At 53.3% G+C, this 25,568-nt stretch carries 25 protein-coding genes and 1 pseudogene; 22 read left to right on the top strand and 4 right to left on the bottom strand.

Features of this window, described 5'->3' with window-relative positions; all coding sequences use genetic code 11:
• The first annotated feature begins 1 nt into the window (after position 1).
• From Q4579_RS07955 to Q4579_RS07855, 21 genes and pseudogenes are all read left to right on the top strand, one after another.
• Positions 2–1,114: a DUF2586 domain-containing protein gene (locus Q4579_RS07955; RefSeq protein WP_303563069.1), complete on the top strand. Its 1,113-nt coding sequence runs from the start codon at positions 2–4 to the stop codon at positions 1,112–1,114.
• Positions 1,111–1,566, top strand: coding sequence for a phage protein (locus tag Q4579_RS07950; RefSeq protein WP_161455963.1), 456 nt, complete (start codon positions 1,111–1,113; stop codon positions 1,564–1,566). Before Q4579_RS07955 ends, Q4579_RS07950 begins: the two co-directional genes overlap by 4 nt.
• Positions 1,563–1,784: a TraR/DksA C4-type zinc finger protein gene (locus tag Q4579_RS07945; RefSeq protein ID WP_303563144.1), complete on the top strand. Its 222-nt coding sequence runs from the start codon at positions 1,563–1,565 to the stop codon at positions 1,782–1,784. The genes Q4579_RS07950 and Q4579_RS07945 overlap by 4 nt, the downstream gene beginning before the upstream one ends.
• Positions 1,781–2,203 carry a DUF5675 family protein gene (locus Q4579_RS07940; RefSeq protein ID WP_303563066.1) on the top strand — a complete coding sequence of 141 codons (423 nt, stop codon included), beginning with the start codon at positions 1,781–1,783 and terminating at the stop codon, positions 2,201–2,203. The genes Q4579_RS07945 and Q4579_RS07940 overlap by 4 nt, the downstream gene beginning before the upstream one ends.
• A gap of 5 nt (positions 2,204–2,208) precedes the next feature.
• Complete coding sequence (locus Q4579_RS07935) at positions 2,209–2,793, top strand: 3TM-type holin (protein WP_303563064.1); 585 nt, start codon at positions 2,209–2,211, stop codon at positions 2,791–2,793.
• Positions 2,794–3,078 (top strand): hypothetical protein, encoded by a 285-nt coding sequence (locus Q4579_RS07930; protein WP_303563063.1) that lies wholly within the window; start codon positions 2,794–2,796, stop codon positions 3,076–3,078.
• On the top strand, positions 3,075–3,344 hold the full coding sequence (locus Q4579_RS07925; RefSeq protein ID WP_303563062.1) for a putative phage tail assembly chaperone: 270 nt from the start codon (positions 3,075–3,077) through the stop codon (positions 3,342–3,344). The genes Q4579_RS07930 and Q4579_RS07925 overlap by 4 nt, the downstream gene beginning before the upstream one ends.
• 181 nt (positions 3,345–3,525) lie before the next feature.
• Complete coding sequence (locus tag Q4579_RS07920) at positions 3,526–5,394, top strand: phage tail tape measure protein (protein WP_303563060.1); 1,869 nt, start codon at positions 3,526–3,528, stop codon at positions 5,392–5,394.
• Positions 5,384–5,722, top strand: a complete 339-nt coding sequence (locus Q4579_RS07915; RefSeq protein ID WP_303563058.1) for a DUF2590 family protein — start codon at positions 5,384–5,386, stop codon at positions 5,720–5,722. Before Q4579_RS07920 ends, Q4579_RS07915 begins: the two co-directional genes overlap by 11 nt.
• Positions 5,719–6,924, top strand: coding sequence for a baseplate J/gp47 family protein (locus tag Q4579_RS07910; protein ID WP_303563056.1), 1,206 nt, complete (start codon positions 5,719–5,721; stop codon positions 6,922–6,924). The genes Q4579_RS07915 and Q4579_RS07910 overlap by 4 nt, the downstream gene beginning before the upstream one ends.
• On the top strand, positions 6,921–7,556 hold the full coding sequence (locus tag Q4579_RS07905) for a phage tail protein (RefSeq protein WP_303563054.1): 636 nt from the start codon (positions 6,921–6,923) through the stop codon (positions 7,554–7,556). The genes Q4579_RS07910 and Q4579_RS07905 overlap by 4 nt, the downstream gene beginning before the upstream one ends.
• Positions 7,553–9,538, top strand: a complete 1,986-nt coding sequence (locus Q4579_RS07900; RefSeq protein ID WP_303563053.1) for a phage tail protein — start codon at positions 7,553–7,555, stop codon at positions 9,536–9,538. The genes Q4579_RS07905 and Q4579_RS07900 overlap by 4 nt, the downstream gene beginning before the upstream one ends.
• Positions 9,535–10,116, top strand: a complete 582-nt coding sequence (locus Q4579_RS07895; protein WP_303563051.1) for a hypothetical protein — start codon at positions 9,535–9,537, stop codon at positions 10,114–10,116. The genes Q4579_RS07900 and Q4579_RS07895 overlap by 4 nt, the downstream gene beginning before the upstream one ends.
• 6 nt (positions 10,117–10,122) lie before the next feature.
• Positions 10,123–11,013: a hypothetical protein gene (locus Q4579_RS07890; RefSeq protein ID WP_303563050.1), complete on the top strand. Its 891-nt coding sequence runs from the start codon at positions 10,123–10,125 to the stop codon at positions 11,011–11,013.
• Positions 11,007–11,492 (top strand): DNA-binding protein, encoded by a 486-nt coding sequence (locus tag Q4579_RS07885; RefSeq protein WP_303563048.1) that lies wholly within the window; start codon positions 11,007–11,009, stop codon positions 11,490–11,492. Before Q4579_RS07890 ends, Q4579_RS07885 begins: the two co-directional genes overlap by 7 nt.
• On the top strand, positions 11,489–13,108 hold the full coding sequence (locus Q4579_RS07880) for a hypothetical protein (protein ID WP_303563046.1): 1,620 nt from the start codon (positions 11,489–11,491) through the stop codon (positions 13,106–13,108). The genes Q4579_RS07885 and Q4579_RS07880 overlap by 4 nt, the downstream gene beginning before the upstream one ends.
• 2 nt (positions 13,109–13,110) lie before the next feature.
• Positions 13,111–13,284, top strand: a complete 174-nt coding sequence (locus Q4579_RS07875) for a hypothetical protein (protein WP_303563044.1) — start codon at positions 13,111–13,113, stop codon at positions 13,282–13,284.
• A 764-nt stretch (positions 13,285–14,048) separates the two neighbouring features.
• Complete coding sequence (locus Q4579_RS07870; RefSeq protein ID WP_303563042.1) at positions 14,049–16,412, top strand: Lon protease family protein; 2,364 nt, start codon at positions 14,049–14,051, stop codon at positions 16,410–16,412.
• A 457-nt stretch (positions 16,413–16,869) separates the two neighbouring features.
• Positions 16,870–17,634, top strand: a pseudogene (locus tag Q4579_RS07865) (ornithine cyclodeaminase family protein).
• Between the two features lie 33 nt (positions 17,635–17,667).
• Positions 17,668–17,859, top strand: coding sequence for a hypothetical protein (locus Q4579_RS07860; protein ID WP_303563040.1), 192 nt, complete (start codon positions 17,668–17,670; stop codon positions 17,857–17,859).
• A 30-nt stretch (positions 17,860–17,889) separates the two neighbouring features.
• Positions 17,890–18,516 (top strand): LysE family translocator, encoded by a 627-nt coding sequence (locus Q4579_RS07855; protein WP_303563039.1) that lies wholly within the window; start codon positions 17,890–17,892, stop codon positions 18,514–18,516.
• Positions 18,517–18,664: 148 nt separating this feature from the next.
• Here Q4579_RS07855 and Q4579_RS07850 read toward each other — a convergent pair whose 3' ends face one another.
• The 3 genes from Q4579_RS07850 to Q4579_RS07840 all read right to left on the bottom strand — a co-directional run bounded on the left by Q4579_RS07850 (position 18,665) and on the right by Q4579_RS07840 (position 22,441).
• Positions 18,665–20,005: a TldD/PmbA family protein gene (locus Q4579_RS07850; RefSeq protein ID WP_303563037.1), complete on the bottom strand. Its 1,341-nt coding sequence runs from the start codon at positions 20,003–20,005 to the stop codon at positions 18,665–18,667.
• Positions 20,005–21,387 (bottom strand): TldD/PmbA family protein, encoded by a 1,383-nt coding sequence (locus Q4579_RS07845; protein WP_303563036.1) that lies wholly within the window; start codon positions 21,385–21,387, stop codon positions 20,005–20,007. Before Q4579_RS07845 ends, Q4579_RS07850 begins: the two co-directional genes overlap by 1 nt.
• A 64-nt stretch (positions 21,388–21,451) precedes the next feature.
• On the bottom strand, positions 21,452–22,441 hold the full coding sequence (locus Q4579_RS07840) for a GTP-binding protein (RefSeq protein ID WP_303563034.1): 990 nt from the start codon (positions 22,439–22,441) through the stop codon (positions 21,452–21,454).
• A 289-nt stretch (positions 22,442–22,730) separates the two neighbouring features.
• On the opposite strand from Q4579_RS07840, the gene Q4579_RS07835 reads away from it, so the two are divergent.
• A complete protein-coding gene (locus Q4579_RS07835; RefSeq protein ID WP_303563033.1) occupies positions 22,731–23,501 on the top strand; it encodes a hypothetical protein in 771 nt (256 codons plus the stop codon).
• A gap of 80 nt (positions 23,502–23,581) precedes the next feature.
• Here Q4579_RS07835 and Q4579_RS07830 read toward each other — a convergent pair whose 3' ends face one another.
• Complete coding sequence (locus Q4579_RS07830) at positions 23,582–25,321, bottom strand: ABC-F family ATP-binding cassette domain-containing protein (protein WP_303563032.1); 1,740 nt, start codon at positions 25,319–25,321, stop codon at positions 23,582–23,584.
• Between the last annotated feature and the right edge of the window lie 247 nt (positions 25,322–25,568).

Here is a 25,568-nt window from a genome sequence, read left to right as displayed (position 1 = left end):
CATGGCATGGCCCACCGTTATTATCAAAATTCTGAACCTGATGAACGGCCCCATTGCCGGGGTTGAGCACCACTTTCTTTTCGTGGGCTACGGCCAGGTGACCGGCACGGAACGCCAGTTGCTGATGGTTGATGCAACCAGTGATCTGGATGAAGCCCTGAGCAAGGCAGATGCTTCACTGCTGGCGACGGTGAAAGCCGCACAGCTCAACGGCAAGAGCGAATGGACTGCCGGGGTGATGGTGATTGACCCCGGCGATAACTGGCAGGATGCCATCAGGAAGGCCAACGAAACATCAAGCTTTGAAGCCTTTGTGCTCGATTTTCCGGCCACCGAAAAATCACTGCTGGAAAGTGCCATTGCCCTGCGTACTGAACTGAAAAGCAGTCTGGGCCGTGAAGTCTTTGCTGTGTGCTGCCTGCCGGAAATCAACAATGATTCGGGGAGCGGTCAGGACTGGGCCAGCTGGCTTGCCAGCACGGTGGCGATTCCGAAAGACGTCGCCAGCGAATACATCACCGTGGTGCCACGGGTACACGCCGACGGCTCGACGCTCGGCAAATACTGCGGCCGCCTTGCCAATCAGGAAGTGTCGCTGGCTGACTCCCCGGCGCGGGTGAAAACGGGCAGCGTACTCGGCAGCACTGAGCTGTTGACCGACAAGAACGGCAAGCCGCTTGAGCTGGCGATCCTGAAAACGCTGGAGCAAAACCGCCTGGCCGTGCCCATGTGGTATCCGGATTATCCCGGCCAATACTGGACCACTGGCCGCACACTGGATGTGCCTGGCGGTGATTATCAGGACATTCGCCATATCCGTGTCGCCATGAAGGCCGCCCGTAAAGTGCGTATTCGGGCCATTGCCCGCATTGCCGATCGGACACTTAACTCAACACCCGGAAGCATGGCCCAGGCCAAGCTCTACTTTACCCAGGACCTGCGCACCATGGCGCAAACCGGAGTACCGGGCGAAATTCTGCCGCCGGAAGAAGACGACATTCAGATCAAGTGGGTCACCCGTGAAGAAGTTGAAATCTATCTTGCCGTTCAGCCCTATGAATGCCCGGTCAAAATCACCATCGCTATTGCGATTAAACAGGGAGCGACGCAATGACAGCACGTTTCTCAGGACGCAGTTTCGATACCACCTTATTTGGTGAGTTCGTCCACGTGAAGAACGCGACCGCCACGATCAACGATGAATCCGCGGCTGCGTTTACCCGAGGTGTCACCGATGGATACACCGACGGCAAAGTCAGCTGCGATGTAGAAATCGAGCTGGATTTAAACCAGTTCAGGAAGATTCACAAAGCCGCGAAAAGTGCAGGCAGTTACCGCGGTATCAAGCCAGATGACCTTCTGTTTTATGCCAATAACGGCGTGGATGAAGACAAAGTGGAGTTGTTCGGCGTGAAGTGGGTGCTGGCCGATATTGTCGGGATTGATCCGGAAAGCGCAGATTTGTCGACCCGCAAAATTAAAGGATTTGTCACCAGTCCGCTGTTCGTGAATATCAACGGCACGCCGTATCTGGATAAAAACGATACCCGCGGGCTGCTGAGCTGATGGACTGGCTAGATCATGCCAGTGGCATTGAAACCCAATTCACCGAAATGGCGCTGGCCCGACAGCTGGATGCCGCGTCCCGTCAGACGGGCAACCAGACCAGCGCGACAGAGTGCACGGAATGCGGCGACGCCATCCCGGAAAAACGCCGCCAACACATACCGGGGTGCCAGTACTGCACCCCATGCCAGGAACTCGCCGACAAGGGGAAACTGTGAAGAATTTCATTCTGAAACGCCGTTACTTTGAACACGGCACCTATGGAACGCTCCATCGCGAAGATGGCAGCCAGGTTTGCTGCATGGTCGAGCGTCCTTTTCTGAATAACAAAAAGAGGGAATCTTGTGTGCCCGAAGGCACCTACACCCTCTATCCGCATCAAAGCCCGAAGTTTGGCAACTGCTACGCACTGGAAGCTGAAAGTTTGGGTGTCACCCGTTACGGGCCAAGCCAGCGGACGCACATTCTGATCCATAAGGCAAACCACCCGTCGCAACTGCAAGGGTGTCTGGCTCCCGGTGTTGATTTTGGTTTTGTCGGTAATGAGTGGGCGGTTTTGAACTCAACGGCAGCATTTCACAACCTGATGGATGAGCTGGCCGGCGCGCCTGCTGTTCTGACCATTCAAAAGGATTAGCAAGCATGTGGGAAGAAGTGAAAAAACTGATCGGCACTGCAGCCCCCATGGTTGGCACGTTGATTGGTGGGCCCGCAGGGGGAGCAGTCGGCGGACTGGTCGCCAGTGCACTGGGTGTTGAAAACACGGCTGCTGCAATTGAAGCGGAGCTGAGGGTAAACCCTGAGGCGCTGTTGAAAATCAAGCAACTGGAATCCGATGAGCGCATTCGCCTTCAGGAATTGATGTTCCAGCATGCAAAGCTGGAAAGTGGAGAGCGCCAGCTCGCGATAACCCAGCAGGCAGCCACCATGCAGGCCGAAATGGCTAGCAGCGATCCGTTTGTGCGCCGATGGCGGCCAACTTGGGGATACACCCTGTGCCTGAGTTGGGCGCTGATGTTCTTTGGCCTGTTCTTTGTGATGACTTTCCAGCCCCAGGAAGCGGCGAATGTGGTCAATGCCATTGTCGCACTGACCCCGCTTATCTCTATTGCGCTGGCAGTTCTGGGGGTAAACATCCACAAACGATCATTAGATAAACAGATCACTGCCGGAGTGAAGCCTGTAGGTGTGCTCGGCGGTATCCGGCAAGCCGTAAAAGGGGGCTAGATGGAACCAGCTTGGGTATCGGCAGGTGTGGCTTTGCTGGCCGTGGTGTTCAGCCTGATTGCCTTGATATTCGGACGAACAGATAAAGGCCAGGCGACAGCCCGTGATCACGACCGCCGTATCCATGCTAACGAGCTGGCAACAGAACGGCTGCGCGGTGACGTGGCTGAGAAGTACGCCACGAAGCATGAACTGCGCGAAGCCGTGGACGACCTGAAATTATCAATCAACGGACGGTTCGACCGTCTGGAATCGAAATTAGACAAAGAGCGAGAAACCGCATGACTAAAACTAAACCTGTCGTCGTGACCATTGGTGAAACTGACTTTGAGTTCACCCCAACTGTGACCGATGCCAACAACTACAGCAACAGTGTCACCCTGGATAAGAAAGTCGAACCGGCCCGCACCTATCTGGAACGCACCGTAAAGCCTGAGCAGAAAGCTGAGCTGGTTGAGCTGATGAACACCGTGCCGGGCCTGACCATGGAAGTGTTCGGCACCGTGCATGAAGCCTCAAAAGGCGGCATCAAAATCACCCTAAAAAACTGACCGAGCGGGCGGAGCGCATCGACCAGAACGGTCTGGAACAGGCGCTCACCCTGCGGCGTTTGTACTTTCCCGGTGAAAGTGATGAGCCGCAGAACTTAGCCCGCGCCCTGTGGCTGGATAAGCACGAAAAAGAACGCACAGAAATTGCCGTGATGGCAGCGATAGCAAGGTTGTTTAGCCGATGATTGAAAAACTCCTGATGCAGATTGGTCTGAATGACCAGATCACCAAGCCCTTACAGGGCATCACTAAACAGGTGCAATCCACCATGAATGCAGGCAAACAAGGCATGCAGGATATGGCGGTGGGTGGTGCAGGTTTGGTGGCATCAGGGTTTGCTATTCAGGAAGCGCTGATGCCTGCCATTGAAATGGATCGGAAAATCGGGGAAGTGAAATCACTCGGAGTCACCGACGATGCCCTGAAGCAGTTAACGCAAACCGCGTTTGAATTTTCATCCGAGTATGGCAAATCCGCCACAGATTTTGTGGCGGCTTCCTATGATATCCAGTCGGCGATTGCTGGACTCGATGGCAATGAGTTGTCCCAGTTCACCAAAGCATCCGGCGTCTTGGCTGCGGCCACCAAAGCCGATACCTCAACCATCACCAGTTACATGGGCACCATGTACGGCATCTTCAAAAATCAGGCTGAAGAGATGGGCAAAGGCGAATGGGTTGAGCAGGTTGCAGGCATGACCGCCAGTGCGGTGCAGATGTTCAAAACCACGGGTAACGAGATGAGCGCAGCATTCACCAGTGTGGGTGCGAACGCGACGTCGGCAGGGATCGCGATGTCTGAGCAGATGGCAATTCTTGGCACCCTGCAGGCCACCATGAGCGGCAGTGAAGCGGGCACCAAGTACAAGGCATTTCTGGCCGGGGTCGGAACCGCACAGGATAAACTCAACCTGAAGTTTACCGATGCCCAGGGCAACATGCTGCCGATGCTCGATATTCTCGACAAACTGAAAGGCAAGTTTGGCGACACCCTGGAAGTCACGGAATCCGATGCGCTGAAAAAAGCGTTTGGCTCAGAGGAGGCTGTCAGCTTAATCAAGCTGCTGATGGCGGATACCCAAGGGCTGGCAGGCAGTATTGAAGCACTGGGCCAGGTGAAAGGCATGACCAAAGCCGAGGAAATGGCCGGGGCCATGACAGACCAGTGGGAACGGCTGGAGGCCAGCTGGTTTGCGGTTCGGGCGGCGGTGTTCGGGGCAATCCTGCCTTCAATCAATGCGGTTGTGGGCAGCATGGCTGATGGCATGGTTTACCTAACGGGCTGGACTGAGGAATTTCCTTTCCTCACGCAAGTATTGGGCTATGTGGCGATTGGCGCGCTGGCACTAGGTGGCGTAGTGGCCTCGCTGTCTTTGGTGATGGGCATTGCCCGCATGATGTCAGCTGGCTGGGCGGTCACAACGGGCACCCTGAACGGGGTGCTGAAGTTGTTGCGTATCAATACGATGGCGATGACCGCAGCCACATGGCTGATGAATGCGGCGCTGTGGGCCAACCCGATCACCTGGGTGATTGCCGGAATCGTCGCTTTGGTGGCGGCTGTGGGCGCCATGATTTACTGGTGGGATGACCTGAAAGCCGCGTTTGGTGATACCGCTGTGTTCAAGTTCCTGGCTGACACCATCGACTGGGTGATCGACAAACTGAATATGATCCCCGGTATCGACATTGAATGGCGTGCCGGAGAGATGCCTGAAGCCCCTGCCATGAAAGCGGTAGAGCAAGTTGAAAAAGCTGCCCCGCCTGCTATTGCAACTTTGCCAGATGCGGCAACCTATCAGGCGCAGCACCCGGCGATGACGGCAGCCCCATTGCCAGAGCAGGTCTCTGCTGACGATATGCCGACAGCCATTCAGTACAAGCGCCCGGAAAACACGCCATCCGTGCCACCAAGCATGGTTCAGACCATGACCAGCCCGACACCGTCGCAGACCAGCAACATTCGTCAGTATGGCGATGTGTACATTGATGCGCCGAACGGAATGACCCCGGACCAATTAGCCGAATGGGATGAACTCAATGCCGGATAAACGATATATCGACATCAAAGTGATCGACGGCGGCTGGCAGATGGATGCAGGCCAGCAGCCGGAAGCGACCAGCGATTTATACAGCATCGCACAGGACATCAAGCACGCCATTATGGAAAAGGGATTGGCGCGTGAACTGCAGGCCGAGCGCAACCCGGCACTGCGGGCCGATGTGCTGGTCCGCATCGAGCAAGAAGCCGAGCGCGATATTCGGGTGATCCCCGGCACGGCCACGGCCACTGAAGTCAACCCGGACTACATCACCCTGAGTGCTGAGGCGTATGAGTATGGCCCCACCGGTGATATCACGATTGAGGTGATGGCATGAACCAACGTCCTGAAGTCGATTTTGTCCGCCTGATGGAAGATGAAGGCTTGCCTGTCACAGAAGCGGCCATCGAGGCCGAGCTGAAAACCGCCGTGGTTGCCGCGGGCAGCAAGGTCTCCAACGATTCCGACATGTCGCCTTTCTGGCGCTGGGTGCGGGCGGCAGTGGTCACGCCGGTTCACTGGCTGGTCAATGTGCTGCTGGCAACCCATGTGCTGCCTAATATGTTTGTGGCAACGGCGTCGCGCTGGGCGCTGGAACTGAAAGCCTGGGAACTGAACCTGACGCCGAAAGCCGCGGTGAAAGCGCAGGGAGAAATCACCCTGACCAAGGCGAACCCGAACGATGCGACCACAATCGCGCAAGCTGCCGTGATTCAGACCGCGCCCATTGATGGCACCGTGTATCAGGTGAGGGTCACTGCGGAAACCGTGATCCCCGCAGGCACAGGCAGTGGCCGAGTACCTGTTGAGGCATCAGAAGCCGGGGCTGCGTTTAATTTACCTGCCGGGTATTACAACCTGTTGCCGCAGGAAATCCCCGGCATTGTTTCGGCAGAGAATGAGCCGGACTGGCTCACACGATTGGGCGCCAATGAAGAAACCGATGAAGAACTGGCCCTGCGTTGCCAGAACGCGTTTACCAGTTCTGGCAGCTGGCACATTGACGATGCGTACCGCTCCATCATTGCCAGTGTGGCAGGGATTCGCAGTGACAATATTTTCTTTGAGAACACCGGGCATATCCAACCGGGCACCGCGACGGCTTACATTCTGATGGAGGTTGGCCCTACGCCCGCCGCAGTGATCAGCCAGCTCAATGAACACATCATGAACCAGGGCTATCACGGGCACGGGGATGTGCTGACCTGCACGGCTATCCCGGATTTGCCTGTGACTATCACCGTCAGAGCGCTTCTGGTGAAGAACCTGACGCCAGAGCAAACCGCCACCACACTGGATGAAGTGGAAAGCCGGGTACGTGCCGCCTTTCGGGAAACCGAAGCCCATGCTGAGATGAGCCGGGCCCGGCCACAAAGCCGGTTCAGTGTGTCGAGGATGGCCAGTGAAATTCACCAGGCCATGAGCACGGTCGAGTCGGTGAAAATTTGGGTAAATGGATTGGTTCAGGAAGACATTAGCGCGGCCATTGAACAGCCTCGTTTGGCGTCATTGTCCGTTGAACCAGAGGAGGATTCGTGAAGCTGCCCAAAATAAACATCCCGTGGTGGCAGGATGGCAGCACCATCAGCGAAGCCTTGCGAGAGCCGCATTACCTGACTCAAGGCGTGTACGCCTTCATGCAGAAAGTGCAGCAATGGTTGCAGTGGCCGCTGGAACAGTTCGACCCGCTGACCTGCACAGAGACCCTGTTGAACCTGATGGCGTGGGACCGGGATATTCAACGCTTTGATGGGGAGCCGCTGGAACTTTACCGCAAGCGGGTGAAGTTCGCGGCCATTAACGCCAAAGACTCCGGCAGTGTGGCCGGATTCAAAGCCATTTTTGAGCGGCTGGATATTGGCATTGTGGCTTTTAAAGAACGGGAAGATCCGGACCTGTGGGATGTTATCACCATTGAGGTGCGCGATTCAGCCATGTCGCAGAACTCACGACTGATGCAAACCCTGATTGAGCAATACGGCCGCACCTGCCGCCGCTACCGGTTCGAGGTGAGTTACCCCGTGATCGTCAACCTCCATCACGGGGAATTCAGCCACAGTCACGCGCTGTACCGGGCCCGTGATGAATACACACAGACAGTGGCTGTGAACCCTAGCCAGATGAATCACAGCCAGGACATCTTTGTTGCCAGCATAGGAAACAACCCATGAGTCAGACTGCAATACCGTTCGAGTTTGAACGTTACCTGCAAAGCCAGATCAGTGCGGGCAAAGGCCCGGACATGAACGAGATGATTTTTGCCTACATTCCGGGGCTGAATGCCAGTCAGCCGATTGACCGAAATCAGGGGCTGCCGCCGTCCAGTCAGTGGGTGCACCGGCAGGATATCGACCAGCTCGGCAAAATGGGCGACAACGCCCTGGCGTATTCCGTGGTGATCTCCGGCAGCCAGCCCGCGTTTACCTTCAATGCCATTTTCCTGCGTGACAAATCGGTGGCGGGTTCGTGCGGTTTTGTGGTTCACAAGGCGCAGGAAACCAAAGAACTCGGCTCCGCCCTGACCCGCACTCTGGTGATGGAATACAACGGCGCTGCGGCACTGGCAGGTGTGACCGTCGATGCGGGTACCTGGCAGATTGACTTCTCAGCCCGATTGTTGGGTATGGATGAAGACCACCGCTTAGCCTGCCTGGATAATTACGGCCAGGTCGGATTTATTCGTGGCTTTGATGTGATTCAGCAGGCCGATCCCAATAAGTACAGCGTCACTTCTGGCGTTGCCTACGTCGGCGGCTTGCGTGCCGTACTGGCCAATGACGTTCTACAAACCGTCTCAACCAAACCGAACGCACTTTGGCTGGATGTGTACCGTGACGGCACGTCACTGTCGAAGTGGGTAAACCACGTTAGCATCATCGCATCGGGTTCCGCGAAATCTGATTACACCGACAGCCAGGGACGCTTTCATTACGTCGCGAAGATTGCTGATATAGCTGCTGATGGGAGTGTGGTGGACAGGCGTAAGATTGGCGGCCTGCCTGCACATTTGACGGCAGTGGATCCGCACCCCCAATACGGTAAAAAGGAAAAATTTCATTTTTCTAATCATTTTCAGCGTATTGCAATCTTACTGGTCCCGTATGCGGAGCTTTCTACACGGTTTGAAGAATCATTTGTGACAGGTCGTCTGACGATGGCGCGAGGCTCTAAAGATTTTTCAGAGCGGTTGGGTGATTTTGAAATTTCAGTGAAAAGCTCTTACAACGAAACGTCTTTCACCATGATGGTTTATCGCCGGGGGTGGCGACTGGAGTTCTGTGCCCTGGAATATGAGGGGCAAAAATGGCTGGCTCTATATGACACCAATGCGGAATGGTTCAATTCTCAAGATGCTCATGTCACATTCCTTGGTGAGCGAGAGTTAAATGAGCCCACATACGATAAACATCTTCAGTTTAAAGTCATCTCGTTTGCATCGTCGACACCATCAGCGCCTGCGTCTAACCCAGAAGTATTTGACACGATCGTCCCGCTCAATACGCACAATCCGCAGGACGCAAAGGGAAATCAGTTTTACTCAAAAAATTTTCCGCCTGTGGTTGGTAATATTGATGGCCTGCCTGAAGCGCTGAACGCAAAACTACCTGTTGATTCACTTGTCGGCAGCATCGTTGAGTTTTCTACAGATAAACCCCGTACCGGTTACGTCAAGGCACAGCGTGTAGAGCTGTCACGACTGGCTTATCCGAAGTTGTGGGCAGTTGTTCAGGATGCATCAAATCTGACTGAACAAGCCGTCATTGATGCCAGTCCGCAATTATATGCGGGGCACTATGGAACGGGAGATGGTGTTTCCACATTCACAACCCCTGACTATCATCTGGGCCATTATCGGCGGGGAGCCGAAGCTGATGAAGTGTTCGCATCCACACTTGAATCTGCAGTGGAATACCATAATCACGGTTTGCCAACATCAGCATCTAACACAAGCACGGCCGTGTCATACGGTGTCCCAGATAATGTATGGGTTGCGGTGGATCATTACAACTTTGTCTTGCCCGGTGGGATAGCCGTGGTGACCGCTGATGTCGGACAAGAGGCAGCAGGTCAGCGGAAAGGGAATTTTGATGATGAAACACGCCCTAAAACCCTGATGACTCATGTTTATATTTATCATGGAGAAGCCGCATGATAGTGCTCGCGTATTCATTAACCGATGGTCGCTATATTCGGTCTGCCAATGCTCAGGCTGATCAAATGAATCCGGGAGAGATGCTGATTCCCGGCTACCACACGCCAGATCGATTACCAGACCCATCCTGGCTACAAGATGGGGAATATTTTGCGTATCTTGATGAAAACAGTAAGCCGCCGAGGCGTTGGCAGGATGGTGCCTGGGAAATCAGGAAAGAACAGCACCCCATCACGGCCTGGCTAAAATCAGACTGCACCAAGTCAAAACAGTTTGATGATGCATCTGAAGTCACCGACGGCTATACAACTGAAAAACCAACCTCCCGCTGGGACATTTGGATCGACTCCGGCTGGCAAACCGACGAGCAAGCCAAGTTCGAATCTGAAGTGCAGGCCATTAATAACCTCCGTCGTCAGCAGTATGCCCAAATCGTTGATCCACTGATGAACGAGGCCCGGATGCAGCGCATGTTGGGAGATGATGCCGGTGCGGACAAGAACGAGCAACAGGCGCAGGAGTGGTACATGAAGATTAAGCAGGACAACCCCTGGCCCCCTGCGCCTTTAGTCGAGTAATCGCCCATGACGTGGCAACTATCATCACTTACCTGGCCGCATTCTGCGGCCAGTATTCAAACTCAGGCAGAAACGGTCACCGCTGAAGTTGGTAATGCAGCCGCTCAAGCGGCTGGGCAGCTTGATGCCGTCGCCGGGAAAGTCACTTTTCAGCGTCACCCGCTCAGTACTGAAGCAGAAGCCTTGCTCGGTTTGCGTGCGGAGCTGGATGCATTGCTGCAGTCGGGAACGGTGCTGACGGTGTCGCAATACATGCATCAGATTGGCAGTGAACTGCAGTCCGGCCGTTACCTGAACCCACAGCAGGCGGTAAACCATTTAGCGGGCAAGTTGCGTGATCAGGTTGATGCTCATCGGCCAAACGGTGAATTGTATGGTATCGCGGTGATGCTCACCGCCAGCCAGTTATCAGAATTCGCGCAACGTTTGACCGAGCTTACCAGTGTATTCAATTTACCTGACTGGTGTCAGGTGGCCCGGTTCACGACCGCCCTGACCACCAATGAGCAAACCAAATTGCATCAACCTGCGGCCATTGTTCAGCCCAGGTTTAAGCCTGCAGCGGCGCTGAATGCACAGCCGTTACGGGTTGCGTCCTCTTCCATGGGAACTCAGTTGGCAACACTGGAGTCACTGGCTGACGATAAGACGACGGTGATCGGCAAACTCGCCACTTTAGCCACCAAACGCGCACAGCGCCTAGCTGGAGTGAGTGACCAGTTAAACGCCCTGAAATCATTACAAGGCAGTGTCTGGAGCATGTCGCTTTCCGGCCACCCGCATTCCATGGCAACCATGCTGGCTGCATCCACCGTGCCCGGCAATCATCCGTATACCATTGCCAGCCTGTTGCTGAGTGACCAGCCGCTGACGTTTTTTGAGGAACTATTATGCTGAGTCTCGATGGCGTGGTGATCCGCATGCATGAAATGCGGGTTGAAATGCAAATGGAGCTGAAAGACAAGGACATGAGCGGGCAAAGCTCAGCGACCGACACCGCCGAGCAGGGAGACAAGGGCAAGCAGCTCACCTTTACCGGGTTGGTCCCTTTCAAAGACGCCCTGACCTTAACCCAGATTTATCAGTTTGCCGGAACCAAAAACGACAACGGCCAGCGTCATATCTACCGGGTTGGCAATGATATCGCCCGTGCGCTGAAAATCCGCCAGGTCAAATTTTCTGGCCGAATTAGCGCCCGTGAACATGAATCGCAAATGGCATGGATTGTCAGTTTCAGCCTGCGGGAGCATCACTCTGTGGCCGAACAACGGGAGCAACGTGAAAAGCAGCAGTCAGGCAGCAAACCGCAAGCCCCGAAAACGGACCAGACCCAATTCCAGCAGGCGCTGGCGCAATCTGAGGAGGTGAACCAGTGAAGCTGCAAACACGGCTATTCGTCAATCAGCAGGAAGTGAAACTGGCCGATCATAAAGTCAGCCTTAAGCTGTCACTGGGTGGCCGGGCGATTTTCGTCTTCAGTGCTGAACAGCCGCCAGAAGCCCGACAGCCAGTTGCCTTTGATGTGGGCTATAACGGCAAACTCAGTCGCTGGTTTGATGGCTATATCGAGAAGGTACAACCGGCTGAAAACGGCCATCACAAAATCATGGTGAAGGAAAATGCGGGGATCTTGAGTCAACGCTGGGCGGTGAGCCTGGAGCATCCAAGCTTACGCGACGTCATTGAAAAACTCACGCAACTGACTGGGCTGATTTTTTCTCTGCCTGAGAATGTGGCATACACCGACCGCAAAATCCCCAATTTCGTCAGCCAGGGCGACGGCTATCAGTTAATGGCATCCCTGGGGCGAGCATTCGAGGTACCTGATTTTGTCTGGTACCAGCAAACCGATGGCACCGTGTATGTGGGGAGCTGGGCAGATTGCCATTTTGGTCTGCGGGCATTCTCGGTACCGCCGGAGCTGTCACAGCGGCAGATGGCCGACAGCATAACGTTTTCACCGTTTCCTGTGTTTCGTCCAGGCGCCAGGGTGAATGGAAAACGCATCTCCCGGCTGGAGTTGCACGGGGATGAAATGACCGCCTACTGGCAAGCCACGGAAAGCCCGATTTCGCCGAAAAAGCGCGAGACCCTGAACCAGTTCCCGGAACTGGCGGCAGGTTACCATTTGCCGATGTTTGGCCGGGTGGAGGCGGTGCGTGACAACAGCCAGTCCGGACAGCCCGCAGACCCATTCCGGCCCCGCTATGCGGTTGATGTTCAGATGCTGGATGAAAACATGCAGCCAGACAGCGCAGTGCCCGTTTACCGCTCGGTCCCGTTGCCGGTGCACATGAACGGACATGAATCCGGGTTGATGGCTTATCCATTAGAAGGCACGGTTGTTGAAATCGCCTTTGCCTATGGCCGTAATGACAGGCCTATCATCCGCGGAATTTATGGCCGGGATTACGCATTGCCAAAGATTGAGCCTGGTGAGCAGCTGCAACAGCAACGGGAAGGCGTCAATCGTCGCATCGATGTCGCAGGCAATATCATCGATAGGACTGACCAGCAGTACACCCGCAATGCATTCAAACTCAATGACCAGGCGGAAAGCTTTCAGGGCCAGTTCGGCCAGCACCACCTGACCATTGATGAACACAGCACCGAAGCAATCACGGGCAAAAAGCTGATTGAAGCCTTGGGCGCCATAAACTTGCTGGCCGGGGATGATCTGGTGCTCGGCAGTTTGGGGAATATGCAAATTGCTACCGCAGGCGATCTGGTTCAGGTCATCGGCCAGTTACGTGATGTGGTGATTGCCCTCGATGACAAACTGACGGTGATGAAAGACCGCATCCATACCATTGAAGGCAATGACCAACTGACCATCAGCAAAGACCTCATCATCAAGGCGAAAAATATCATCGAGGATGCCGACACTATCAAACTCAACGGCGGCAAAGGTGTCTGCACCGGTGCCACCATCTGCCCGTTCACAGGCAAGCCGCACGTTGATGTATCAACCACCGTATTTGCAGGGAAGTAACCATGGCACTCAATAAGGAATCATTGAAAGTCAGACTTGAAGTCGAACTGCAGGCCCAAGGCTTTGAGATGAGTGGCGAGTTTGCTATGGCCGCCAAGATGGCAGAAGCCATCGCCAATGCCGTGGTGGACGAAATCACCCAGAACGCGGAAGTATCCGGCACTAAGGTCAGCTGACAGCACACCAACACGCAGCATTAAACCACGCACCCAATCGGGTGCGTTTTCTTTTGCCTGGTGTACGCCGCGACACATACACCCAGAGGATCACGTAAAGGAACAAACGGGGCACGTAATCCGCGCTCCTCTACACCCGCCTGCGAGGTTTTTGCGGTAGTTTTTTTGCAGTTTTGGATTACTGAAATTCTGTACAGTAAGGTTGTAACTCGCCATAGTTTGAAGCCCGCAGTATCAGGGCTCAGTCAAACATAAATGGCATCAGTTGGTGCTCTCATATAGGTATATGAAATTTCAAAAAGTGTGATTCTTTTCAGGGAAATGAAAAAACATATACGATCTTATGGATCTTTGTTGGTTGTTAAGTGATTGTTTTTAAATGGAAAGATTCACTTTGCGTGTGAGGTGGCTGAAAGGTTACGATCTAGGGATGATCTCCATATCCTTGATAACCTCTGATAAATCAACTATTTATCATAAATGGGTTTTTTCAGTTTTGATCACAGAGAATGCAGAAAGAGGAATAGGAAAATAAATCCTCTCGTAATTTACGTAATTCAAGATTTCATCAAATTCTGTGATTGATAAGCACTTTACACTGAACTGAAAAGATTGGCATAGCGACCGCTGAGAGACACTGTGGTATGAACCTGCAAAGCTGAGCTTGAAAATTTACCTGTCGCCACTTTGTCGCCATTCGGCATGTTTGAAGCGTCATTTTTTTGGGGCGGCTTGGATGATAATAACAATGAAAAGGATGCATTATGGCAGTTCAAGAACTACATCCTAAAGATTTATATCTATATGTAAATCAAGATAATTTTCCATTTTCATCAACCAAGGGGTTGGAGCCTCTGGACGAAATCGTCGGCCAGGAGCGTGCCCAGCTGGCGGTTGAGTTTGCGATGTCGATGAAGGAGAAGGGGTACAACATTTATGCCATTGGCCGGAACGGGCTCGGTAAGCGGACCATGGTGCTGCGCTATCTGAATCGGCATGATCCCAATGGTGATGCATCGCCCTTGTATGACTGGTGTTATGTTGCCAATTTCGATGAGCCAAGGACCCCGAAGGTCTTGAAACTGAAACCGGGGACAGGGGCACCATTCAAAAAAGATATTGAAAAGCTGATGCTGCGGCTGGTGAAAGCCTTGCCTCTGGCGTTTGACAATGAAATGTATTATTCCCGCGCTGAACAGCTGAAAAATCAATTGGCGGAAAAGCAGCAGTCTGCACTGGGCAGCCTGACGACGGAAGCGAAGGAACAAAGTGTCAGCCTGACCCTGACGACGCAAGGGGACTATCAGCTCATTGCCATGAATGGTGAGGAACCCCATACCGAAGAAAGCTTCGATGCGCTTCCGCAGGAAGAGCAAGAGAAATTTGAAGCGATGATCAGTGCGTTGGAAGTGAAGCTACGGGGTATTGCGCGTCAGTTGACCAACTGGGAAGAAGAGTTTTCCGACAAAATCCAGAAGCTGAATGAAGAAGTGGCGCTGGATGTGGTTTCGCACTTCATCAAACCTTTGAAAAAAGAGTATCGCGGGCATAGCGAGATTAAGGATTATCTGACTGCGATGCAGAAAGATATTCTGGAAAATCTCGATATTTTCCTAGAGGAAAGCGAAGATCAGGTTGCTTTGGCTTATGCGGCACTGGACAAGAAAATGCCGCGACGCTATCAGGTAAATGTGCTGGTCAGTCAAAGCAGTGAGCGTTTTCCGATCGTCGTTGAAGAAAGCCCGAATTATCACACCATTTTCGGTTATATCGAGAATGCGACCTACAAAGGCACTGTTTTTACCGACTTCTCACTGATTCGTTCCGGCAGCCTGCATCGCGCCAATGGTGGGGTGTTGCTGATGGATGCCGTGAAAGTACTGGAGCGCCCCTATGTATGGGACGGCTTAAAGCGGGCACTGCGCTCAAGAAAACTTAACCTGATCTCTCTGGAGCGGGAAGTCACGCTTTCGGGCACGATTTCTCTTGAACCGGAACCGATCCCACTGGATGTGAAAATTATTTTGTTCGGGGATTATCAAACCTATCAGTTGCTGGTGAATTATGATCCGGATTTCAGTGAACTCTTTCGGGTGACAGCAGATTTTGAAGATGAGATGGATCGGACAGAGGAGTCAGAAGCACAGTACGCCCGCTTTATCTCCAGCATTGTGCATGACAATGGCATGCTCCATTGTGACCGTAAAGCGATTGCCCGAATTATTGAATACAGCTCCCGTCAGGCGGAAGATCAGAACAAGCTGTCTCTGCATTCTGCCGATATCGCCAATTTGTTGCGAGAGACCAATTACACCGCAAAAGCGGCCAATGCGACTATGATCCGGGTGGCACATGTGGAGCAGGCACTGCAGCGGCAGGAAAAGCGGGTGAGCCGATTGCAGGACCAAATGCTGTACACCTTCAAAAATGGCACCACGCTGATTGATACGGCAGGTGAAGTCATCGGGCAGATCAATGCGCTGTCGGTCATTTCAACTTCAGATCACCGATTTGGTATTCCCAACCGTATTACGGCAACAACGTCGTGGGGCGAAGGGGAAGTGATGGATATTGAGCGCAGTGTCAAACTGGGCGGGCGTATCCACTCCAAAGGCGTGATGATTCTGACGGCGTACCTCTCTTCCCTGTTTGGCAAGAGTGCCAAGATCCCGCTGACGACCCATCTGACGTTTGAACAGTCTTATGGCGGCGTTGATGGTGATAGTGCTTCCATGGCCGAGTTGTGTGCGATTATTTCGGCGTTTTCGGGTTGTCCGATCCATCAGTCCATTGCGATTACCGGTTCAATGAATCAGTTTGGTCAGGCACAGCCCATTGGTGGGGTGAACGAGAAAATCGAAGGCTTCTACGACGTTTGCAGCATCAAGGGACGGGTAGCCGGGCAGGGGGTGATTATCCCTCGCTCTAATGCGCATAACCTGATGCTGCGGAAAGATGTACTGGCTGCTGTTGAGAAAGGTGATTTTCACATCTGGGCGATTGACCATGTTAGCGAAGCGATCAGTTTGCTGACAGGGAAAGATACCGGGGAGTGGCAGGATGGCGGCTATGCTGCGGAGTCTGTGCTGGGAATTGCGCAAAACAAGTTGAATGCGATGCGTAAGTGATCATTTCTGTGTCGGGCATGAGCTGTAATATTTGTGCCAGATAACCCCCCCACCGAACCTCTCCCTTGAAAAGGGGGAGGGACAATACAAGAGTTTTAGTGGATGAATATTGGCCAGGATAACGTGATGAATAAAGTAGTGGTTTTAGGCAGTGTGAATGCGGACGCATGTTCTGCGTGTGATCTGATCCACTAACTCAGTTGGAAACGAATCCTGATTCTTTGCCGGAAAAGCTGCGGGCTATTCACCGTTTTACTCAAGTAGTGGCGAAGGCTCAGGGTATCATCCCGCAGTCGGCAGCAATGGATTTTCTGCGGGCAGGTTATACCAAACAGAACATGTTGGATATCATTTTAGGTGTATCTCAGAAAACGATGTCTACGCTGTTGAACAGCCTGGCGGGTCACAGATCGAACCGGAATTTATGAACGTGTCCTGACAGACAAGGAGTACTGAGATGCAATTTTTTGATCGGGCGTCAGTTGAAAGTGCATTACCTTTATCTTTATGTCTGGAGTTATGCGGGACGGCTTTTGCGTTACAAAGTGCGGGGCAGGTGCAGCAATCGCTTCGTGATCTCATTCGTTCAGATGACGGCCGGATCATGGGTAATATGCCTGCGTTTATCTCAGAAGGCCGATACGAAGGTTTTGGTGTGAAATCCGTTCTGGTGGATTTCACACGTGCGTCGGACCGGCAGTCACATGAAGGTTGTGTGTTGCTTTATGATTCGAAAGTTAATCACGGCATGGTCAGTGTGGATGCAGGAATCATCACTGAACTTCGGACGGCTGCCGCTTCAGCTTGGGCAACTCACTTGCTGGCTCCGGAATCAGCCAGCAAGCTGGCGATTTTAGGGACTGGTGTACAGGCCAGGCGTCATTTGCAAGCCATGCTGAATATCCGGCCGATTCAAGAAGTCGCAGTCTGGAGCCGGGCTCATGAACATGCGGAGCAGTTTGCCAAGTGGTGTCGGTAAGAGACCGGTATATTGGTCCGTGTTGCAGCCACGCCTGCACAGGCTGTTCAGAATGCTGAGATTGTGTGCACTGTGACAGCTTCCAGAGCACCTATTCTATATCCGCATATGTTGCCTGAATGCTGTCACATCAATGCTGTGGGGGCCTCTGCACTCGGGTTTCAGGAGTTGAGTCCGGATGTGTATGCCGTCAGCGATTGGTTTCTTGATGGCCGTGATGCGGCGTGGAACGCATCTCAATGACTGAGAGAAGCCAGAGAAAAAGGCGTAATAGCATTGGACCAGGCAGGTAAAGAAATTGGTGAAATTCATGTTGATGGTGGCTGGAAATCATCTCATCAGAGAACGCTGTTTAAATCGGTGGGACTTGCGGTGCTTGATTTGGTTTTTGCCCGAGAGGTAGTGCACCGACATCGTGAATTAAATCAGCCAGAAAGGCGCGATATGCAGAGATCTGAAACTGAATAAACACAAGAAATTGATTATAAAGGGTATTTTATGTTAGAGACAACGCAAATCCTTGCATACATGTCAGCGCTGATGCTGGCGGCAGCGATCCCTGGCCCCGGCATGACAGCCTTGGTAGCGCACAGCGTACGTGGCGGTGCGGTGACCGGATTTACCATGCTCAGCGGGTTAATTCTGGGGGATTTAATTTACCTGTCTTTTGCCGTGTTTGGCCTTGCTGTTGTTGCCCATAGTTACAGCGGGTTGTTCACTGCAGTCAGTTGGTGTGCCTCTCTCTATCTAGCGTGGTTATCCTGGCAATTCTGGAATCACAATCCGGAAGCCATCAATATAGATAAACAGACGAACAAGCGGGAATTGACGGCAGCCTGGCTATCCGGCTTAACGATTACTCTGGGTAACCCGAAAACCATCGCTTTCTACCTGGCCATTCTGCCGCTGGTTATCACGTTGGACACGGTGTCTTTCCAAACCTGGGGGCTGCTTTTAGTGCCGCTGACTGTATTGGTTCTTGTCTTTGTCGGCGCGGTATTTATTGTTGGTGCGCTGAAAATCCGGCGTTTTCTCGCCAGCTCTCAGGCACAGACCTGGCTGTTTAAGGGGGCGGGAGTCATTATGTTTTTGGCCGCTGTCAGTATGGCGGCACGCATGGTCTGAAGCGCAGCCCTTGTTCGCGCATAAAGAATGACCCCATCAATCTGATGAGGTCATTCTGATAAGGCGACTGTTTCTGGCTTGTCAAACGATCACTGTCTTCGCTGAAAGGGATGAAGCCGGAGTATGCAGGTGGTGTTTGCCAGCCTGATTATTTACCCGCAATACTCAATCCGCTGAAACGAATTTTGGGTGCGAAGAAATCGCGCTCGTAGTCATTTTCAAGCTGATTACCGACCGCATCAATCGCTTTGATCATCTGGTAAAAGTTACCGGCAACTGTGATGCCGCGTACCGGCTGGATACGCTTGCCGTCGCGGCACAGAAAGCCACTGGCGCCGAAAGAAAAGTCGCCGCTGATGGCATCTGCGCCTGAGTGAACGCCTTGCAGCTCAACCAGTTCCAGGTATTCACCTGCAGTGACTTCGGCATCATTGCTCTGGCCTTCGGCAATCACCAGATGGCGGGAAGAGACACCCAGTCCGCCTTTCGCAGAGCGCGAGGCATTCGCGGTATTGGCAATGTTGAAGTAGCTGGCGGTGTGGCTGTTATGCAGTAGGCTCTGCAACTGACCTTCACCAATCAGAATCGTATCCTGAGTGGCAAAACCTTCGCTGTCGAATGCCTTGATGGCGGATCCGCCTGACACATAAGCCATATCGCTGACGGTCAGCAGCGGGCTGGCAACGGATTGATGCAGCGAATCCCGCCACGGGTTGATGCCTTTCATCGCCGACTGACCGGACAGACACATGCCAAACGCACCGAACAGGCTGCTGAGTTCGCTCAGGTTGAAAATCACCGCGTACTTGCCGGTATTCACCGGTCCGCCGTCGAGCAGCGCCATCGCGGTTTCAACACCGTGATTGATGCAGTATTGCGGATCCAACTCGGCGAAACGGCGTCCGGAAGACATACCGCCATGCATCGCCTGTTTACCCTCCTGATCAATCAGCGCGAAAGCATAGCAATAAGTGGAACGTTCCTTATGTACGCACAGGCTGCCCTGAGTATTGGCCAGCATGCTCAGGCTGTCGGATTCACCGAAGCCATTGTAAGGCACACTTTTCGCGCCTTTATCCAGCGCACCCTGTTCTAAAGACAGCGCCAGAGCGATTTTGGCTTCAATGGTTGTGTCATCGGCCTGATACACTTCAGGCTGCTCGGTACGCAATTGGCTGTTTGCTGCCTGAATCCGCTGATGCGTATCAGCTTTAGTGAATTGTGCGCTTTGCAGTGCTTGCTCCACCATGAGTTTCAGACTGTCTGCCTGAAGGGATTCCGAATAACTGGTCGCGACTTTGTCGTCTTTGACAACGCGTACACCGATGACCTGGCCCGACGTGACCTTGTATTCGTCCAGTTCGCCTTGATTGGCTTTGAGTGACAGGTTATGGCTGCTGCTGGCAAGTACATCGGCTTCTGCGCCTGCTGCGCTGGCCATTTCCAGCACCTGTTCCATGGCGTGTTGCAGGGTTTGTTGATCCGCCATTAGTTACCTCCCACCAGAATATTGTCCACTTTCAGCGCCGGCTGACCGACTGTCGTTGGTACTGAGCCGCTGACTGACCCGCACATGCCGGCGGCCAGTGCAAAGTCTTTGCCGACCATGCTGATTTCTTTCAGGACTTTTGGTCCGGTACTGATCAGGGTGGCTGATTTCAGCGGGCGGGTAATTTTACCGTTTTCAATCAGATACGCTTCCTGCACAGCAAAGTTGAACTCACCGGTGCCGGGCTGGACTGAGCCGCCGCCCATTTTCTTGGCGAAGATACCTTTGTCGACGCTGGCGATCATTTCATCGAGGCTGCTGTCACCGGCTTCAATGAAGGTGTTTCGCATCCGCGAAGTGGGCGCATACTTATAAGATTCGCGACGGCCGGAGCCCGTGGGTGCAAAGCCGGTTTTCTTCGCGCCCATCTGATCGACCATAAAGCTGGTGAGTCTGCCGTCTTTGATCAACTGGGTGCGCTGGGTTTCCATGCCTTCATCGTCAATGTTGATGGAGCCCCATTCGTTCGCCATGGTGCCATCGTCGACCGCACTCACAACCGGGTTAGCGATCATCTCGCCCATCTGGTCGTGGAAGACGGATGCCTTTTTGGCAACCGAAGTTGTTTCCAGTAAGTGGCCGCAGGCTTCGTGGAAAATCACACCGCCAAAGCCATTGCCGATAATCACGGGCATTTCGCCCGACGGGCAGTTATCGGCCGTCAGCTTGATCATCGCCTGTTTTGCCACTTGCTGGCCCAGTGAGGTCGGATCGATGCGGGTGTTAAATTCCCAGCCAGTCAGTGCGCCCGGTGCTTCAAAGCCGGTCGACTGCTCGCTGCCATCTTGCGCGACTGCGGTTGCCGCAATGCGGGTGTAATGACGGGTATCGCCGATGTGCAGGCCATTGGAGTTAAAAATTTCGACCTGTTGCTGACGCTGCAAAATTCGGCCGATAAACTGAGCAATTTTCTCGTTCTCAGCACGTGCAGCCTGATCGGTGGCACGCAGGAAAGCAATTTTTGCTTCCAGATTGGCATCCAGAGACAGCGGCTGGCGGACCGGATGGCGATCGTTCTGGTGGGTCAGGTTCAGTGCCGTCGCCTGCACAATCTGGTCGCGGCTGTCTTTGGCGGCCAGCAGACTGGTGACGCGTTTGAGTTCTTCTTCTTCCGTGCTGTTGGTGTAACCGTACAGTACCTTGTGGCCGAAGAATAAGCGGATTCCGATACCAAAATCGATCCCGCCGTTAATTTTGTCGACGTCGCCGGCATTGAATTCAACAGAACCGGACTGATGGTGTTCCACGAACAGCTCGGCAAAATCTGCGCCGAGAAACAGCGCATGGTCGATAACGGCTTTCGCCGTGGATGGGTTTAGCATAATTGCTCCTTGCGAAAATTCAGGTGGCAAGTGTTCCCAAAACATTGATAAATCATAGTCGTTGTCAGGCCGTTTGGGCTAACGAAAGCAGGATGCCTTCCAGTTCGTCCCACGGCAGAAGATCTTTATCGATCACTTCGACCCGGGATTCGAATCCTTCCAGCGTCAGTTCATTGACGGAGACGACCCGGTTGACCACGTTAAACGCAAAACAGCCGCGTTCAGTGTTGACCACAGCTTTAACCCGTTGTGCATTCAGGTTGGAGAAGAGGGTAAACAGCTGCGAAAAATCGAACTTGAGATCCGTCGAAAAAAACCAGCCACAGCTGTGATAGCCCTGACCATGGTTTTCCTTGCGGATGAAGGTTTCACCCGGTGCCAGCTCCAGGCCAGGCAGGGGGGCCGCGTCGTCCGAATGATGATGGTGGTGGCTGTGAGCCGCCTTGCGTTCAATGCGGGGTTCTTCCAGTAAGGTCAGATCCAGTTGGCCCTGTTCAACCTGTGCAATCTTTTGTTTGGCAGGGTCGCACGCGTTGGCGTATTGCTCAAACATCAGCAAATCGTAATCAGAACAGGCATCAATTTTGTTAGCGACCAGTACATCTGCCAGCGCGATTTGATCCTGAAAGTTCTGGTTGTCGGTATACAGGCTGTCGGAAAACTGTCGCGGATCAACCAGCGTAATGGTTGCTTTCAGGTCAATATAGGCCGCGTAGCTGTCTGAAGTCAGTTTATGGATGATTTCTTTCGGATGGCCCAGCCCGGTTGGTTCCAGTAACAGGCGATCCGGCTTCTGGGCAAGCAGGGCATTGATCCCTACAGACATGGGCAATCCGGCGACACAGCACATACAGCCACCCGGTACTTCTTTGACGATGGCACCTTGCTGATCCAGCATAGCGCCATCAACGCCAACGTTACCGAACTCGTTGATGAGAATGGCCCACTTTTCATCGGCGGGTTTGCGCGCCAGCAGCGACAGAATCGCAGTTGTTTTGCCGGCGCCCAGAAAGCCGGTGATGATATTGGTTGGGATAGGTTTGCTGATGGTCATGAAGAATCCGTTTTAGCATAATACTTCGTTGCTGCTCATCATACTGCATGGCAGGTCGTGAATTGAAGGAAACTGTGCGGGTTTCTGATACCTTGCGTCAATCCTGTCTGCTCAGTGAAGCAAAAATGACAGGTCGTTCAGTGCGTTTGTAAGCCAGCGATACCGGATGAATTCCTTTTGCTGCCTTTTGAATTTGCGGCATATGCTTAATCAATCATGATAAATCGCTGGTGGCAGATTCTGTTGCCCCGGCTGCGGAATTCAGTCGCACCCGCATCAGGAGTGGCCCATGAATGGCGAGTTGTTTGAATCCCTGCCGATCGCTCTGATCTTTGTCGGCATTGCTTTGCTGATGTTGCTGTTCTGCGAAATTGGCTTTCAGTTTGGTCGTTATGCTTTTGCCCGCAAAGATAAAGACGTTCCCGGACCGCTTGGATCCATGGTGGGCGGGTTGTTGGGGATGCTGGCGTTTGTGCTCGCGTTTACGTTTTCCATTGCCTCTTCTCAGCACGAAGTTCGACGGGGTAATGTGCTTGAAGAAGCGAACGTGATCGGCACCGCTTATCTGCGGGCAGATCTGCTGGATGCCTCCTCTGAAAGGATGGTGAAAGCGTTGCTCAAATCTTATGTTGATATCCGACTCGACGCGGCCAACGGCGGTGATATCAATGAAGCATTGAGGGAGTCACTCGAGATCCATCGCCAGCTTTGGGATGCAGTTTCAACTGCTGCCATTGCCCATCCAAGCCCACTGACGTCGCTGATGGTTCAGGCAACTAATGATCTGATCGATATGCATGAAAAAAGAGTGACCGGGGCATTGCGGAGCCGGATTCCTGCCAGCATCTGGGTTGCGCTGGCGGCCATTACCGCGCTCGCGATGATTGCGCTGGGCACGCAGGTGGGCTACTCCGGTAAGCGACGGCTGATTGCGGTGATCCCGCTGCTGCTTGCGTTCGCGGTACTCGTCACGCTGGTGGTTGATCTGAACCGGCCGCAAAGCGGATTGATCAAGGTCAGCCAGCAGGCGATGGTTGATCTGCGCAACGGCATGGATTAAGTTTTATGGCGTCGAATGCATGGTGTCATCAGGGAGAATCCCGAGACAACCCTCCGGCTGCCTCGGGGACTAAGCGTTAATTAACTGAGTTCAAGCTGTGCCGTAATTTGGGCGATTTCCGCCCGCCATGCGCGTTGCAGGCTGGGTTTCTGATGCTTCGGTCGTCGCCTCAGATCGTCGTCCAGTAGGGTTTCCAGCGAAATTAAACGCGCCAGCAGCTGTTCGTCATCACTTCGCGCCGAACGGTTGTGTGTTTCGGCTGGCTGGTCCGGGAGCAGATCAGCCTCAGAACCGGATTGATTCAGGTGCCGGGCCGTCTGAGCCGTCATTTGCGCATACACAGCTTCCGCCGTCAGATGTTCCGTAATCTTCCCGTCGTGGATCAACCAGAACCGGTTACAGCTTTGCTCAATCAGGCTGCGGTCATGGCTGACCAGTAACGCTGCGCCTTCAAAGCGATTCAGGGTTTCCCCGAGCTCTTCTTTGCCGTCTAAATCAAGGTGGTTGGTCGGCTCGTCCAGAAACAGAAGGTGGTAGCGGGCCAGTGTGAGTCCGACAAATAACAGCCGGGCCCGTTCGCCACCGCTGAGTGAGGCGACAGGCTGGTTGTGTCTGGCGTATTCAAACCCGGCACTGATCAGCGCCCGTTTACACTGTTCACTGCTGATCGAAGCGAAAGACAGTAATGCATCTGTCAGGGCATCCTGATCACGCAGTTGCTGCTGAGACTGATCGTAATAGCCCAATCGGCAGCGATCGTGAAATGTCACCGCAGGCAGCGCTGAAGTCTGGTACGTTTGATACAACAGGTTGAGCAAGGTTGATTTGCCGCAGCCGTTGCTGCCGAGCACCGCGATGCGATCACCGCTTCGGACACGCATGTCAGTCATCTCGAACAAGGGACTGGCATGTGTGGCCGGTTTCACTGAAAAAGGCGTGATTTCCAGCAGTCGGTTCGCTGGCAGGGATTCTCCCTGAAGCGTGAGTGACCAGGGAGCACCTTCACTCAGTTCCGTTTGTGTTTCTTCCAATCGTTCCTTTCTGGCGAACATGGTTTTCGCTTTCCGGGCCAGATTTTCGTTGTCGTACACTTTGCCCCAGATGGCGAGACGCTTGGCACTTTTCTCGATCCGGTCGATTTCTTTCTGCTCGCTGGCATGCCGAAGCTGGTCGGTTTCATCTTTCTCTTGCAGCGCCAGCCGGGCGGCACTGCAGGGGAGTGAAAAATGATGCAGGGCCCGATCGCGCATGATCCAGGTCGTGTTGGTCACCGCATCGAGTAACGTCTGGTCATGGGAGACGAGCACAAACGCTCCTTTCCAGTTCGACAGAAATTGCTCCAGCCAGAGCAAGGCGGGGAGATCCAGGTGGTTACTTGGTTCATCCAGCAGCAATAAATCCGGCTGATGGATGATGGCCCGGGCCAGTAATAAGCGCATTTGCTGGCCGCCGCTGCAGTTGGCAACCTGCATGTGCCGATCCGCCGGACTGAACCCTAATTCGTCCAGCAGTAATTCAGCACGCCAGCGCTCATCATCAGCCAGTGTCTCGGCCAGTGCGGACAGCACGGTTGTGCTTTGCAAGGCATGCGGAATATATTGCTCAACATAGCGCATCAGGCAGGACTGGGCTTTGGCAATACGTCCTGAACTGGCTTCCAGTTGGCCGGCTAAGAGTTTCAGCAAAGAACTTTTGCCACAGCCGTTATGGCCAATCAGGCCAATTTTATCGCCGTGATGGATCGTAAAGTTCAGATCCGTGAACAAAGACGAAGACGTATAAGAGAGTGTCAGGGATTGTGCAGTTAAAAAAGTACTCATATCAAACTCAAGAATTTTGGGCGTAAAAAGCCGTTGTCAAAGCTGACAATAATTCTTCGAGCATGAGGAAAACTCGGGTGGACGCATTTGGTCGGAGATGAATCTTTCGCTCAAGTCGAGATTATCGCAGCGCGATATCAAAAACTCTTGAGCGGACATCAATACCAAAAAAGCGTGGGTTGATTGAACACCACTGCGACATAAATATCCTCCTTTGTTTGTGTTGGGGAAAGTGCATTCACTTTCG

The organism is Photobacterium sp. 1_MG-2023 (assembly GCF_030547945.1).
GTDB lineage: Bacteria > Pseudomonadota > Gammaproteobacteria > Enterobacterales > Vibrionaceae > Photobacterium.
This window is presented reverse-complemented; position numbering and strand designations above follow the sequence as displayed.